Annotated in this window: 14 protein-coding genes; 6 read left to right on the forward strand and 8 right to left on the reverse strand. The window is 46.4% G+C overall.

Annotated elements, in window-relative coordinates; all coding sequences use genetic code 11:
* Nucleotides 1–114 precede the first annotated feature (114 nt).
* The 3 genes from metG (at nt 115) to M1L23_RS04980 (ending at nt 3,051) form a co-directional block, all read left to right on the forward strand.
* A complete protein-coding gene (gene metG, locus M1L23_RS04970) occupies nt 115–2,160 on the forward strand; it encodes a methionine--tRNA ligase (RefSeq protein WP_252626006.1) in 2,046 nt (681 codons plus the stop codon).
* 99 nt (nt 2,161–2,259) lie between these two features.
* On the forward strand, nt 2,260–2,571 hold the full coding sequence (hspQ, locus tag M1L23_RS04975) for a heat shock protein HspQ (protein WP_252626007.1): 312 nt from the start codon (nt 2,260–2,262) through the stop codon (nt 2,569–2,571).
* A 114-nt stretch (nt 2,572–2,685) separates the two neighbouring features.
* Nucleotides 2,686–3,051 carry a histidine triad nucleotide-binding protein gene (locus M1L23_RS04980; RefSeq protein WP_252626008.1) on the forward strand — a complete coding sequence of 122 codons (366 nt, stop codon included), beginning with the start codon at nt 2,686–2,688 and terminating at the stop codon, nt 3,049–3,051.
* A gap of 23 nt (nt 3,052–3,074) precedes the next feature.
* On the opposite strand, the gene M1L23_RS04985 is transcribed toward M1L23_RS04980, so the two are convergent.
* Together M1L23_RS04985 and ggt are read right to left on the reverse strand one after the other, a co-directional pair.
* Nucleotides 3,075–3,503 (reverse strand): hypothetical protein, encoded by a 429-nt coding sequence (locus M1L23_RS04985; RefSeq protein ID WP_252626009.1) that lies wholly within the window; start codon nt 3,501–3,503, stop codon nt 3,075–3,077.
* Between the two features lie 37 nt (nt 3,504–3,540).
* Nucleotides 3,541–5,301 carry a gamma-glutamyltransferase gene (gene ggt / locus M1L23_RS04990; protein ID WP_252626010.1) on the reverse strand — a complete coding sequence of 587 codons (1,761 nt, stop codon included), beginning with the start codon at nt 5,299–5,301 and terminating at the stop codon, nt 3,541–3,543.
* 95 nt (nt 5,302–5,396) lie between these two features.
* Here ggt and rrtA point away from each other — a divergent pair, with 95 nt between their 5' ends.
* Nucleotides 5,397–6,008: a rhombosortase gene (gene rrtA, locus M1L23_RS04995; protein ID WP_252626011.1), complete on the forward strand. Its 612-nt coding sequence runs from the start codon at nt 5,397–5,399 to the stop codon at nt 6,006–6,008.
* A gap of 11 nt (nt 6,009–6,019) precedes the next feature.
* Here the strand turns inward: rrtA and M1L23_RS05000 are convergent, their stop codons facing one another.
* On the reverse strand, nt 6,020–6,568 hold the full coding sequence (locus tag M1L23_RS05000) for a nitroreductase family protein (protein ID WP_252626012.1): 549 nt from the start codon (nt 6,566–6,568) through the stop codon (nt 6,020–6,022).
* A 141-nt stretch (nt 6,569–6,709) separates the two neighbouring features.
* On the opposite strand from M1L23_RS05000, the gene sppA reads away from it, so the two are divergent.
* Both sppA and ansA read left to right on the forward strand, forming a co-directional pair.
* Nucleotides 6,710–8,602 (forward strand): signal peptide peptidase SppA, encoded by a 1,893-nt coding sequence (gene sppA, locus M1L23_RS05005; RefSeq protein WP_252626013.1) that lies wholly within the window; start codon nt 6,710–6,712, stop codon nt 8,600–8,602.
* Nucleotides 8,602–9,615 carry an asparaginase gene (gene ansA / locus M1L23_RS05010; RefSeq protein WP_338021827.1) on the forward strand — a complete coding sequence of 338 codons (1,014 nt, stop codon included), beginning with the start codon at nt 8,602–8,604 and terminating at the stop codon, nt 9,613–9,615. The genes sppA and ansA overlap by 1 nt, the downstream gene beginning before the upstream one ends.
* Here the strand turns inward: ansA and M1L23_RS05015 are convergent.
* From M1L23_RS05015 to mltG, 5 genes are all read right to left on the reverse strand, one after another.
* The gene (locus M1L23_RS05015) at nt 9,612–11,570 is read right to left on the reverse strand and encodes a sensor domain-containing diguanylate cyclase (RefSeq protein ID WP_252626014.1); all 1,959 of its coding nucleotides are present in this window, start codon (nt 11,568–11,570) and stop codon (nt 9,612–9,614) included. The genes ansA and M1L23_RS05015 overlap by 4 nt on opposite strands.
* A 283-nt stretch (nt 11,571–11,853) precedes the next feature.
* A complete protein-coding gene (locus tag M1L23_RS05020; RefSeq protein ID WP_252626015.1) occupies nt 11,854–12,633 on the reverse strand; it encodes a TatD family hydrolase in 780 nt (259 codons plus the stop codon).
* Between the two features lie 2 nt (nt 12,634–12,635).
* Entirely contained in the window at nt 12,636–13,616 is a 981-nt protein-coding gene (locus tag M1L23_RS05025) for a hypothetical protein (RefSeq protein WP_252626016.1), read from the reverse strand.
* Nucleotides 13,604–14,224, reverse strand: coding sequence for a dTMP kinase (gene tmk / locus M1L23_RS05030; RefSeq protein ID WP_252626017.1), 621 nt, complete (start codon nt 14,222–14,224; stop codon nt 13,604–13,606). Before tmk ends, M1L23_RS05025 begins: the two co-directional genes overlap by 13 nt.
* Nucleotides 14,221–15,243, reverse strand: coding sequence for an endolytic transglycosylase MltG (mltG, locus tag M1L23_RS05035; protein ID WP_252626018.1), 1,023 nt, complete (start codon nt 15,241–15,243; stop codon nt 14,221–14,223). The genes tmk and mltG overlap by 4 nt, the downstream gene beginning before the upstream one ends.
* Nucleotide 15,244: the final 1 nt, after the last annotated feature.

Raw genomic sequence — 15,244 nt, forward strand, 5'->3', positions numbered from 1 at the left:
TAAGGACAAGTTCACCTGAAAAGCAAATCATTGCTAATGAAAAAATTCTCTCAATACGCTAACATACAGGCCTTATATAGCACACCGACTTTATTTTAGGAACGAGAGCGCAGCATGGCTAAACCAGTAAGAAAAATATTAGTGACCAATGCACTACCCTATGCCAATGGGCCAATTCACTTAGGCCACATGCTTGGTTATATACAAGCCGACATTTGGGTACGTTATCAACGCCTTATAGGTAATGAGTGTCACTTTGTTTGTGCCGACGACGCACACGGCACGCCTATTATGCTTAAAGCGCGCGAACTTGGTATTAGCCCTGAACAGCTTATCGATGAAATGAGTAAAGCCCACCAAGCCGACTTCAGCGACTTTGGTGTGTCGTTCGATAATTATCATTCCACCCACAGCGAAGAAAACCGAGTTTTAGCCAACCTTATTTATACCCGCTTGCGTGACAACGGCTATATTACTACCCGTGTTATAGAGCAGTTATACGACCCAGAGCGGGGTATGTTTTTGCCCGACCGCTTTGTTAAGGGTACCTGCCCAGAATGTAAAGCCGTTGATCAATATGGCGACAACTGCGACAGCTGTGGTGCAACCTATTCACCCATCGACTTAATTGACCCCCGCTCGGCCGTGTCAGGTGCTGTGCCTGAAGTACGTGAGTCGGAACACTATTTCTTTGACTTGCCCGCTTTTGGCGACATGTTAAAAGAATGGACCCGCTCGGGCTCGTTACAGCCAGAAATGGCGAATAAATTAAACGAATGGTTCGACGCTGGTTTGCAGCAGTGGGACATAAGCCGCGACGCCCCCTACTTTGGCTTTGAAATTCCAGACGCCCCAGGTAAGTATTTTTATGTGTGGCTCGACGCACCTATTGGCTATATGAGCTCGTTCCAAAACTATGCTGAACGGGTTGGCTTAAACTTCGACGAGTTTTGGCAAGAAGACAGTGGCGCCGAGGTGTACCACTTTATTGGCAAAGACATTATTTATTTCCACAGTTTGTTCTGGCCAGCTACGTTAAAAGGCGCTCAGTTCCGCCAACCTACCAGTGTTTGGGCCCATGGTTTTATAACCGTGAATGGCACCAAAATGTCGAAGTCGCGCGGCACCTTTATTATGGCTCGCACCTACTTAGAGCATTTAAACCCAGAGTATTTACGCTATTACTTTGCCGCCAAACTAAGTAACCGAATTGACGACTTAGACTTAAACTTAGAAGACTTCACCCAACGGGTAAATTCCGACTTAGTCGGTAAAGTAGTAAATATAGCCAGCCGCTGTGCTGGTTTTATTACCAAGCAATTCGACGGCCAACTGTCGGCAAACATAGCCGAGCCCGAGTTACTGGCCGAATTCCAGCAGGCACAAACGGTCATTTCACAGGCCTATGAAGCCCGCGAATTCAGTAAAGCCATGCGTGAAATTATGCGCTTAGCCGATCGGGCCAATGAATATATTGCCATTAAAGAGCCATGGAAATTAGCCAAACAAGAAGGCCAAGCACAGGCGGTACAAGACGTTTGCTCCATGGGCCTGCATTTATTCCGTTTATTGATGATTTACTTAAAGCCGGTTACCCCAGAACTAACCGCCCATGCGGAACAGTTTTTAAATGACAGTTTTTCTTGGGCCAGCATTGAACAAGTGCTAACCGGCCACCGTATTAATAAATTCAAAGCGCTACTACAGCGTGTACCAACCGAGAGTGTCGATGCCATGATTGAAGCGTCTAAAGAATCGTTACAAGAAACTGCCCCAACTACCGTTGCAGAAAAGCCAACCACTGCGAAAGAGCCTATAGAGCCAATTGCCAATGAAATTGAATTCGGCGACTTTGCCAAAATAGACATGCGCGTGGCGCTTATAGTAAATGCCGAGCATGTGGAAGGCGCCGACAAGCTAATAAAATTGACCTTAGACATTGGCGAAGAAAAAACCAAACAAGTGTTTGCCGGCATTAAAGCCGCTTACCAACCAGAAAGCCTTATTGGCCAACACACGGTAATGGTGGCTAACTTAAAACCGCGTAAAATGCGCTTTGGTCTTTCAGAAGGCATGGTGCTAGCTGCTGGCCCAGGTGGTAGTGATTTATATATTCTAAACCCCCATGAAGGCGCACAGCCTGGCATGCAAGTGAAGTAATATTTATTTATGTCATAAAAAAGTATCAAGCTCGCACCTTTTCGGCCGATAAGTATTTATCGTGCAAGAACAAAAAATGTAGACAGAAAGGAGCACATTATGGTGCGAGCGAAATTCGCCATTGGTCAAGTTGTGACACACGGGTTGTATGGTTATCAGGGGGCAATAATTGACGCTGATCCAGTTTTTTCATTGTCGCCTGAATGGTATGAACGCATGGCCCAAACACGGCCTGCTAAAAACCAACCTTGGTACCATATTTTAGTCAATAACTCCGATATTCAAACCTATGTAGCCGAGCATTGTTTAATTGCTGAACATCGTGATATTGAAATTAGTAACCCTAAAATAGATAGCTTTTTCCGCAGCCTTGAACAGCAAAAATACCAAACGCAAGAAACCATCAACTAATCAACGGTAAATAACTCTTTTAACCCATGTTTTTAAAACCATGAAGGGCTCAATAACTTGAGCCCTTCTGCATTTGGCTCTAGTATAAGGCATTGTGTATTAAAGGGAGTTACCATGAGCAAAGAAACAATTTTCGACAAAATTATTAGCAAAGAAATTCCGGCTGATATTGTTTATGAAGACGACATGGCACTGGCTTTCAAAGACATTAACCCGCAAGCCCCGGTGCACCTGCTTATTATTCCAAAGCAACCCATAGCCACTACTAACGACATCGGCAAAGAGCAGCGTGAAATAGTGGGTCATTTATTTTGGGTGGCAGGCGAAATTGCCCGTGAACAAGGTTTTGCCGAACAGGGCTACCGAACGGTGATGAACTGCAATGAACATGGTGGGCAAACTGTTTACCACATTCATGTGCATTTATTGGCAGGGAAGCCACTTGGCTGGCCCCCTTACCAAGAGCGTTTAAAAACTTAGTCTTTGCTGCTTCAAAAGCGGGCTTAGTATGGAGAGTCGAGTTTCCAATCGACTTTCCAGCCTTCATCTTCAAACACCACAATAACTTCAAATAACTCGTCTGCGCGCTGCCCTTGACTATAACCCGTTATTAATACGCTTATCCGCAAGCTGTTGGGGTTATTCATATAGGTTACACCCGAAGGCCGCTCTGCTTGAATGTCGATATGATCATAACTCATATTGTATAAATAACGGCCCACCGAAGCAGGGGTACCGTAACTATTCAATAAGGTTTGGTGGTGGGCGCTGGCGAAACTTAATGCCTTAGCAAAATCGCGTTCGTTGTAAAGAGCCTTAAAATAGCTTTCTACAACCTCATTCGGCGATGTTATTTGGGGATCTTTGCTACAACCCACCATAAGCAGTAAAGCAACCGCTACAACATAAAACTTTACTTGTACGCCCTTCAATTCTGCCCTCTCGTATGTAAGCTTGTTTATTTCACGCTTAGTGTCCCGCCGCTTTGCCTTCTCGGCGTGGATCAACACCGCCTAATAAACGGCCGTCGGTTAACCGACTAATACCATGTAAACCACTATTTAATGCTCTACTTTCTACCCTATGACCCCTGCTCGATAAGTCGCGCAGCCAATCGGCAGGGGCAAGGCCTTGTTCAAGGGTGGTCACGCCATTCATGTTAGTAATGCGTGGTAAGTTTATGGCTGCCTGCATATTAAGCTGCCAATCGACTAAGCCAACAATGGTTTGGCCTACATAATTAATAATGCGTGGACCACCCGGAGAACCTAACACATGTAACGGAGCACCATCTTGATCAAAAATAATAACTGGGCTCATAGAGCTCCGCGGCCGCTTACCTGCTTCAACCCGGTTCGCCACTAAGCCTTGGCTGTCGCTGGGGCTGAGGGAAAAGTCGGTTAGCTGGTTATTTAATAAAAAGCCACCCACCATTACACTCGAGCCAAAGCCCATTTCTATAGTGGTGGTAATGGAAACCACGTTGCCAGCCTTATCGACAATACTAAAGTGACTGGTGTTTGGTTGCTCCAAACTAACCGCGCTTACCCAAGGCTCACCTTCTAACCGGCCCGGTAATGCTGTGCCCATATCCGTATCGGTAATCAGTGCTCGGCGTTCGTTCAGGTAGTTGCCGCTCAGCATAGCGGCCACCGGCACATCGATAAAGTCTGGGTCGGCGCTATAGGTATTGCGATCGGCGAAGGCCAACCGCGACGCTTGGGTAAAGTAATGCAAGCCTGTGGTATTGGGGCTGGTGCCTAAATCAAACGGCTCAAGTAATTTAAGCATTTGCACAATGGTGGTACCGCCGGAACTTGGTGGCCCCATGCTGCAAACCAGTAAAGTACGGTAGTCGCCACATACGGGCTCACGCCAAATAACTGTGTAATTTAATAGATCGTTCATATTTAACCGCCCAGGCTCAATTTCAGCATGACGCACCGCCTGAACTATTTTTTCTGCTAAAGGGCCCTGATAAAAGGCTTCGGCACCATGTTCAGCAATTAATTGTAAGCTTTGGGCTAATTCAGGGTTCTTTTTTACACTACCGGCAGCAATGGGTTGGCCATTAGGCATAAAATAGTTTTTTGCCGCACTTAACTGCGCCACCCCGGGGTTAATATTCGCTGCTATTAACTGCTCTAAACGAGCAGACACTATAAAGCCTTCACTTGCTACCCGTATAGGGTCATTAAAAAGCGTAGACCAATTCAATTTCCCAAAACGTTGGTGGGCTTCCGCCAGCCCTTTGACAATACCAGGGGTTCCCACCGAACGGCCACCCACTACGGCTTCAATCCATTGCACCGCTTCACCTTGGTCGTTCAAAAACAAGTCAGGTGTGGCTTCTTCCGGTGCTGTTTCGCGAGCGTCAAGGGTATACAGCTGCTCTGTGGCAGCGTCCCAGTACAAAATAAACGCACCACCGCCTATGCCCGAAGACTGCGGCTCAACTAGCGTTAGCATGGCTTGCACGGCTACCGCTGCATCAATGGCATTACCACCTTGGCGAATAATTGCGGCACCAGCGTCGGCCGCATAGGCATTAGCGGCTACCACCATATAGTCATTAGTAATAACCGCTTGTTGCTGAGTCCAGCCCGTGGCGGCTTCTGGATCTAAGGCGGTTTGTGGCTCCGGCGTTGTGGGTTGGCACCCAGCTAGTAGTAGCGGCACCAATAACAGCAAAGCTGAATTTATGGAGAAGCCTTTTGTTATGTTGTTCATAAGAAGTGTCATACTCTCTTTTGCGCTGATGATACCTTTCACCGTATCATATCTGAACGAGCCACTGAAGTGACAAAACAAGAAGGACACAGACCATGCAACAGCTACCTGCTAAATTCCGCACTACTCTATATTGCTGTATTAATTACCCTGTAATTACCACAACACTGGTTTCTGTTGTTATTGTGTTAGTGCTTTACAGTACCGCCGCTCAAGAAGCACTGGTACTCATAGAAGGCGACTTATGGTCGCAAATATGGCGAATATTCGGAACCCACTTAGTTCATATTAACCCACTACATGCGTTTTATAACATATTGGTGCTGTGGTTATTGGTATTTTTGTTTAAAGGCTTGTTCACTAATCGGCTACTGTTCAATGTCATTTTACTTAGCGCTTTATTTGCCACTTTAGCGCCTGCTTATTTAGCCAATGATTACCACTTTGTGGGCTTTTCTGGCGTGCTACATGGCGTTTGGGCTTACGCTGCGCTGCGTACGCTCGCAACCGATAAAACCAAAGGCTTAGTGTTACTGGCTGCCTTGGTTTTAAAGCTGGGCTATGACTTTATTACTGCTGGGCAAAGTGTCGGTTGGCTAGGTGGTGCTTATGTGGCCTATTTATGCCATGTTGGGGGTGCTTTAGGTGGTGCTATTGCCGTGCCGACACTGGCGAAAACGTCGCGCCAATTGCTGCAGCGACGTTAATTCATTAAACCCTAGCCGGCAAAGTCGACAAATATTTTTTTGTCTTTAGCAGGCTTAATTGGCGTAGGTACAGCTGGTGTGCCTATATACAAAAAGGCCACTATGTCTTCATGGGGTATGCCAAGCTGTTCTTTTAAAAATTGCGACTCAGCATAAGGCCCGGTGCGCCAAACGGCCCCAAAACCTTGCGTGAATGCCATTTGTAAAATAGCGTGAGCGGCACAGGCGGCGCTGGCAAACTGTTCATGCTTAGGCACCTTATCGTGGTCTTGATACTGAGTGGCCACCATTAATAATAAGGGGGCTCGCTTAGGTAATGAAGCAGCACGGGCTATGGTTTGCTCACCCAGCTCTTCATGCTCGGCAGTGGCATAAAACAAATCACCTAAGTCATCTAACTGCTCACCACGAAAGACCGTAACTTGATATGGCGTTAAGCTCATATGGTCTGGCACTCGCAAAGCAGCCGCTTCAAATAACTCCATATCAGCGGGCGTTGGGCTAGGCTCGACTAAACGGGGCATCGACGAACGATTTAACAACAAATGACGTGCGTGCATAAAATTCTCTTTTTAACAAATGGTAAAGGTGAAGATTATCATGCAGCCTACCATTTGTGCCCACGCCTTACAAAGAACACACTTCGTTTTAAGCAGGGAAATCGGTACACTAAGCACTGATTTTTTTTGGTGGTTAACTGCATGAGATTTTTGTTTAATTTACTACGTCCTATTGGGCGCTTTATCAATAATATACGCCGCGTTATAGTGAACTTCGTATTTTTCATTATACTCGCTGCGGTACTGCTTATGCTAGTCAGTGGCGACGAAACCATTGAAGTAAAGCCACATAGCTTATTGGTGCTCGACCTAAGCGGTATTATTGTTGAGCAAGAAACCTACGTAAGTGCAGCCGACCGCTTTGCTGAACAAGCCTTTGGTATGGCTGAGTCGGCACCCGAAAGTTACCTTTATGATATTTTAGCAGCCATAGATCGGGCCCAATACGACGACCGTATTAGCGGTATAAGCTTACAACTGGACTATTTTTGGGGCGCCGGCTTAAGTAAGCTACAGCAAGTTGGTGAACGCCTAATTCGCTTTCGGGCCGAATCGGGTAAGCCCGTTATAGCCAGCGGCGACTACTTTAGCCAAAGCCAATATTATCTTGCCGCCCATGCCGACCAAGTGTTACTGCATACCGAAGGTGCCGTAGTTATTGAAGGCTTTCATGCCTACCAAAATTACTTTGCTACACTATTCGATAAACTACATGTACGCGCCCATATTTTTAAAGCCGGCGACTATAAAACAGCTACCGAGCCCTATCAACGCGACAATATGTCGGACCAAGCCCGGCACCAAGGTTTGGTGTGGCTAAACGATTTATGGCAGCAATACTTGGTGGGTATTTCAGCACAACGGGTTATTCATCAACAAATTTTATCGGGCCGTATTACTGACTACCTTTATGCTTTGGAAGCCGCTGACTTCAGTGAAGCACAACTAGCCTTACAAACAGGCTTAGTAGACGCCTTAATGTCGCGCTACGAAATAAAGCAAACATTAATTGCCGCCAGTGGCCATGAAAACGACGAACACAGTTATAACGCTATTTCTTATCGTGACTATTTACGTACCTTCACTTCCCTGCCAGAGCCCACCGAACAGCACATTATTGAAGTTATTATTGCTAGCGGTACTCTATTCAACGGTTATAGTTCGGCAGGCGCTATAGGCGGCGACAGCTTAGCTGCACAGCTGCGTGAAGCGCGTTTAAATGAGCAAGTTAAAGCCGTGGTATTACGAATTGATAGCCCTGGCGGCAGCGCCTTTGCTGCCGAAGTAGTACGCCAAGAAATGCTGCGTTTTAAACAGGTAAACAAACCCATTTATGCTTCCTTTAGCTCTACTGCTGCTTCTGGCGGTTATTGGATAGCACTTGGAGCGGATAAAATTTATGCGGCCCCTACTACTATTACGGGCTCTATTGGCGTGTTTGGTTTGTTTTTAAGTATCGAAGACAGCCTTAATACCATAGGTATTGGCATTGACGGTATTTCTACCACAGAAATGCCTTTTATTGATCCTGCCAAAACCCTCGACCCCACCGCCGAGCTTATAATTCAACATTCTGTTGATCGCACCTATCGAACTTTTTTAGACTTAGTAGCCACCCACCGCAAACTTTCGCCGCAGCACTTACAACAATTGGCCGATGGCCGAGTATGGACCGGCCGCCAAGCGGTTAAACATGGTTTAGTTGATGCCCTAGCCGATTTAGGCGAGGTGCTGGAGCAGCTAAGTGCCGATTACCAAATTGAAGATTACTATTTAAAAATGCCGAGCAAACAGCAAAGCAGTCTTGATCACATTATTGAACAGTTATTTTCGGCGCAGGCCTTGGTTGGCAGTTTTATGCTGAAGCATAAGCTGCTACAACAAAACTCGCCTAATGCGGTTGCCAACAACAACCGACGGGCCTTGTCACAATTATTTATTGAACGTCAATTAAAAGAGTTTTCGGTGTTAACTGAATATAATGATCCGCGCGGCTTATATAGCCGCTGCACCGAATGTCGCGAGGTATTTTAGTGTCTACAACACGGAAACGTATATACATTGCCTATACAGGCGGTACCATTGGTATGATGAAATCGGACCATGGCTATATTCCTGCCCCTGGGTTTTTAGGCGAATCTATTAAAGGCATGCCTGAGTTTTACCGCGAAGAAATGCCCGCCTTCGACTTATTCGAATATGCCCCGCTAATGGACAGTTCCGACATGAACCCAAGCGACTGGCAAAAAATTGCGGCCGATATTGCCAGCAAATATGACAGCTACGACGGTTTTGTTATTTTACACGGCACCGACACCATGGCCTATACGGCCTCAGCCTTGTCATTTATGTTCGAAAATCTAGGTAAACCGGTTATTGTTACTGGCTCTCAAATTCCTTTGGCGGCGTTACGCTCTGACGGCCAAACAAACTTATTAAATGCACTTTATTTAGCCGCACACTACCCTATTCATGAAGTAAGTTTGTTTTTTAACAATCAACTATTTCGTGGTAACCGTGCTACCAAAGCCGATGCCGATGGTTTCGACGCTTTCGCCTCGCCTAATTTTTCGCCCTTATTGCGTGCCGGTATCGACATTGATTTAATTGAAGGTGAAATAAAACCAGTAGGTGATGAGCCCTTACAGGTACAAGCGGTAACCGCACAAGACATTGGCGTAGTTACCCTATACCCAGGCATGAGTGCCAACATTATTGACAGCCTTGTTGCCCAACCAGTTAAAGCTTTAATTATTCAAAGCTTCGGCGTAGGTAATGCGCCCCATACGGGCCCGTTACCTGAAGCTATTGGCCGGGCCGTGCAGGCGGGTATTCCAGTATTAAACTGCACCCAATGTTTTAAAGGCACGGTAAACATGCAGGGTTACGCCACTGGCAACGCGCTGGCCGACTTAGGGGTAATTAGCGGCCACGACATGACCATAGAAGCGGCGCTCACCAAGCTTCACTATTTACTAAGTAAAGGCTTGGCCGGGCCAGAGTTATGTGTACAACTGAAGAAAAACTTACGCGGCGAACTAAGTTAGTCGGCCTCAGCCACGGCCCAGCGGTTACGCCCTTGATGCTTGGCTTCATAAGCAGCTTTGTCGGCGCGGCGGAGAATATCTAACACCGACTGGTCGCTTGGAACCATTTCAGCAATACCAATACTAACGGTGGTTGCTGGTAGTTTTTGATGCGCATTAATAGCTTTCATATTATTTATAATACGCTCAGCAATTTCTATGGCGCGATTATGAGGGCACTGTGGTAACACAATAATAAATTCGTCGCCGCCAATACGCGCCACCCAGTCGGTATCGCGCACCGAGCTTTCAAGTAGCTTAGCCACTTGTTTTAACACCCAGTCGCCTTTTTCATGGCCATGCTGATCATTCACCGCTTTAAAGTGGTCCAAGTCTAATGCCATTAAGGTTAACTTACGGCTATACAAGCGTGCTTCGTTCCAAGCTGTAGTCATAACTTGTTCTATACCACGACGGTTCATTAACCCTGTGAGCTCGTCTAGGTTAACCTTAGAGCGTAACGAGGCTAATTCTATATTTTGACTGGTTACATCGGTTACCGTACCCACGTGCCCTAAGCAAATGCCATGGTCGAACACTGGCTTAAGCACGATTTTCAGCCAAATAATTTTCTGGTTAGTACATAAGAACTGGTACTCCGTACTGCTTTCCTTTTGTGATTCAATCGCATTTTTAAACCACAGGTTCATTTTTTTCTTGTTGCTGTCGGGACCATGCAGCAGCATTTCACCTGACAGTAATTGGCTACGGCTTAACCCTGTTATTTCCACCAGTGCGTCGTTCACGTATTCTATGGTGCCCTTAGGATCGGTCATAAAGTGCCCCACCGAAGAGCTAGTTAGCACCATGTCTAAATACGCCTGGCGCTGTTGACTATGTTTTTTCTGATGTTCATTTGCTTTTATTAGTTGGTTAAAGCTCTGGGCTAGTTCATCAAGCTCGACACTACCAGGTAAATTAATATGTTTGCGTTCCGACTTTCGTACCAAGGTGAGCTCTTCACCCATAGTGCGTAAGGGTTTTAGTTTTATGTGCACAATTACGAACACTAAAACCACTAACATTGCAGTGGCAATAACGCCTAACTGAATTAGCACCCAACGTAATTCATACAGGGGTCTCATGGCTTCAGCTAAAGGCAGCACCGCAGCAAGCACCCAACCGGCTTCATCTATACGGTAAAAAGCTTGCATCCATAAGGTGCCTTCGTGCTCATGAATAACTTGCCCTACCTTATTTTGCCCAAGGGTGGTGTCGATCAGTAATTGTTGTTCAGCAGGTATTTTGCCTAGCGGCTCGGCTAACATTGGGTGAAAAATAATAGCGCCAGTAACCGACGACAAGGCCAAAAAGCCACTTTCTCGAATGGTGACTGGTTTAGCTCTGTTAAGTAAGCTGTTTTGTTCAAGACTCACGTTACCAATAAAGTAACCATGGTTTTCAGCATTTGTTTGTATTGCCAAACTAAGTTGAATAACAGGCTTCCCTGCTCCCATAGGGTTAAGAATAGGCTCGGAAATCCTCACCGATTGGTTATTACCGTGGTTATTCAGAATGTTTTTAGCTAAAGAGTCAAAGTTACGTTTAATGGCGTTTTCGTTTAAAGAATGTGGCCACTTTTCGAGAATGTTGCCATTGCCGTCGACCAACCAAAAGCTGTCAAACAAGGCTTGTAGGCTGCGGCGGGTTGAAGAATAGAGGGTAAGTTCGTGGCCTTGCTCGGCAATATCTTCCACCAGGTATTCAATCGCATTCATGCGGGCTTCAAGCATATATTCAATGCCTTCGCCGTAGCTTTGGGTGGTATTCAAAATATCTTGCTGAACTTGCTGTTGAATAAGCTGTTGTTGAAACCTTAGCGTGGTTAAAACAAATAACAATACTAAAGCGACCAAAGCCACGGCAAGGTAAAGGGCTAATCGTGTGTCTAACCGTTTCGAAATGCGCTTTTTCATAGACTACTCTGAGTTTAATGGCATTACGCTAGCATAAAATGAAAATAAACTGATCAAAAAATTGGCAAAGTATAACAAGAGTAACTATTCTCATTATATCGCTTTCACTTAGGTTTTCTCCCCGCGGTGCTCGGTTTTTAATGCGACTTTGTTATTAAGAATACAGTCATCGCTTTTGCAGGAGTTGTTACTTGACTCTTAAATGAGTCCTTCCCCTGAGCTCGGAACACTCCCCTTCGTTCCGAGCTTTTTCTTGTCTGCCAAATGCATACACTGCATTTAGTTAAGCCTGTGCCAAATTAAATAAGTCATAAAAGTTTTTGCGGGTTTGCTCGGCCACTTCGGCTACGGTGCATTTTTTCAAGGCAGCAATACAGCGAGCCACTTCAGGTACGAAAGCGGGTTCATTTTCTTTGCCACGATGGGGCACCGGCGCCAGCCAAGGGGAATCGGTTTCAATTAAAATACGATCAAGTGGCAAATATTGAACCACTTCACGCAGTTCATTAGCGCTGGCAAAAGTAACAATGCCCGAAATTGAAATATAAAAACCAAGATCAAGGGCTTGTTCAGCCATTTCTAAAGTTTCGGTAAAACAGTGCAGCACGCCACGACAACGCTCGGCGCGCCCTTCTCGCAATATGTCGATGGTGTCAGCACGGGCGTCTCGGGTATGAATAATAAGCGGCTTGTTTACTTCGCAGGCTATTTCAATATGGCCGGCAAAGCTGTCGCGTTGCGCTTGGTGAAAGTCTTTATCGTAATAATAATCAAGCCCAGTTTCGCCCACCGCCACCACTTTGTCGTCGGTCACTAACTCGCGTAGCCGCTCGGCCGAATAGGCTTCTTGCATCATATATAACGGATGCACGCCACAAGAAAAACTAACATTTTCGCGATTACCCACCACAGCGCGCATATTCGGATACTCAGCCAGTGTTACACTAACACATAGCATGTGTTCAACTCCGGCACTGGTTGCTCGCCCTATTACTGCATCTACTCCTTCTGTTGCTACCGCTTTTATTCTGTCTAAATGACAGTGCGAGTCTACAAACTGCATGTTTACTCCACTTCTATTTGAATACTGTTCATATACATGACACTTAATAGTTGTTGAATAAGGTTTTTCCCATTCACACCACTACCTTGTAACTGGCGCTTTATGGCCAGCGCGCGATCATACCAAATTGGTAGCTTAGTCGCGAGGTGTGGGTAGGTAGTTAAAAATATTTGCCATTCTTGATCAGCCTCGGCGCTGGTTGATACTTGACCCGCAGCCTGAGCAAACGCCGCCGCCCGCGCGCCGCGAATAAGGCAACGCAAGAATTCGTCTAACCACAGTAATTGTTCAGGCCCCTTATCGGGCACGTTGGCCGGCTCGCCACGAAACATAGCTAAACAAATGTCATTATTTACCCCAATGCCACTTTGCAAACGCTCAAGCACCGTAACTGGCTGCATTTGAGCTTCGCTTAGCAAGCTTGGGTCGGTAACAGCTTGGCCACTATGGCGCTCTAGCCAGTGTTGAATGTCGGTCAAGCTTGGCCGAGGTAATGGATATACAGTTAAGCGGCTACGCACCGTTGGTAGTAACCGCGAAAAACGTTCAGGGCAAACTATCAAGTAATTATGTTCGGGTGGCTCTTCTAAAGTTTTCAACAAAGCGTTAGCAGCGGCTTCAGTCATTAGCTCTGCTTTTTCAATGACAACCACAGTGGCCCCCGATTGGTTCGAACGCTGCCAAACTTTATCTTGCAGCTCTCGAATACGGTCAACACCAATGCGCTTGCCTTCTTCAGGTGCCACCCGAAGAGTGTCCGGATGGTTACCCGCTTTATGTAACAAACAGCTTTTACACTGCCCACAAGCACTTTTGCCTGGCTGTTGGCACAGTAACCATGCCACTAAGGCGTCTAAAAGCTCTTTGCTACCTGCTTCAGGTTGCCAAGGCAAGCCTATGGCATGGGGCAGGCCCTGTTGTTGCCTTGCTGCAACCCATTGTCGCCATAGCGGGCCTAACCAAGGGTAATCTAAAGCGGCCATTGTTCCTCCAATAGAGTTAACACTTGCGCTTTCACTTCGGCTGGGCTTCGTTCCGCCTGCACAGTTTTTATGCTTTGGTCGGCAGCAGCCAGTTCTAAATAACGGGCCCGCGTGCGTTCAAAAAACGCTAGCTCTTCCCGTTCAATACGATCCAGCTCGCCCCGCGCCGAAGCCCGTGCTAGACCAACGCTAGGGTCAATATCAAGATACAGGGTTAAGTCGGGTTTAAAGCCTTTTAAGGTAATGGCGCTTAGCTGCGCTAAAATAGTTTGGTTTAATTGTCGCCCACCACCTTGGTAGGCCTGCGACGACAAGTCATGGCGGTCGCCTACTACCCAAACGCCTTTCGCTAACGCCGGCAAAATGACTTCATTTACCAGCTGAGCGCGCGCCGCGTACATCACCATTAGTTCTGCTTCTGGGCTAACGGTTTCTTCCCAATCTTGCTTTATTAAACTTCGTAACGCTTCAGCCAACGGCGTGCCACCGGGCTCGCGCACGGTAATATAGCGAATGTCTCGTTGTTCTAGCCACTGGGTAATAACACCAATAACTGTGCTTTTACCTGCGCCTTCTAGGCCTTCAATAACAATAAATGGTGTTTTCATTTGTTTCTCTGATATTGCTGTACGGCCCTGTTGTGCTCTTCTAGGGTTTTGGAAAAAATATGTGTGCCGTTATTTTGGCTCACAAAATAGAGATAATCGGATTTTTTCGGCTGCAATGTAGCAGCAATGGCTTCTTTGCCGGGCATAGCAATAGGTGTTGGTGGCAAAGCATTAATACGATAGGTGTTATAGGCGGTGGTTTCATTAATATCGGAACGATAAATAGCCCCCCGATAGCGTTCCCCCAGCCCATACACTATGGTTGGATCAGACTGCAAGCGCATGCCTTGATTTAACCGATTAATAAACACTGAAGCCACTAGCCCGCGTTCATGGGCTGCGCCGGTTTCTTTTTCAATAATTGAAGCCAGTATTAACGCTTCATAAGGTGAAGCCACCGGTAAATGGTCGGCACGTTGCGCCCATAAGTCGTTTAACACCCCTTGCATACGGTTATAAGCCTGCTGATAAATTTGGCGGTCGCTAGTGTAGGCATAAAACCTGTAGGTGTCGGGAAACAACAAACCTTCAGGCAAAGTATAGTTTGCATCGGGGGCTAAGTGGTTTATTATCTGCTGCGGACTTAATTCTTGCCACTCTGGCTGCAACCAAGGATGTTCGGCTATAAGTTGCCGCCATTCAGCAAAATTCAACCCCTCGGCGAAAGTAATAGAAAAATAATGTTGTTCGCCTCGTACTATTTTTTGCCATAAGGTGCTTACCGTGTCGCTGCCGCTAACCGCATACACGCCCGCTTGCAAATGCTGCACATTAGCAAACAAACGAGCCGACCAGTACGCAAGTAATGGATGATCAATTAAGCCTTGCGCAGCAAGTAAACGGGCCACGCTTCGGCCATGGCTGCCCCGCACCACTTCTACTAATTGTGGGCTAGGTTCACTGGTTATTTGCAATGGGGTTGTTTCATACCAATGTTGTAGCCAAAAGTAGCCGGCAAACAGTGCGACAAACGCCGTACTTACAACCCCAATAATAAGGCGTCGGAAAAACTTCAGCATG

The sequence above is a fragment of the Aliidiomarina quisquiliarum genome, from assembly GCF_023922585.1.
Lineage (GTDB): Bacteria > Pseudomonadota > Gammaproteobacteria > Enterobacterales > Alteromonadaceae > Aliidiomarina > Aliidiomarina quisquiliarum.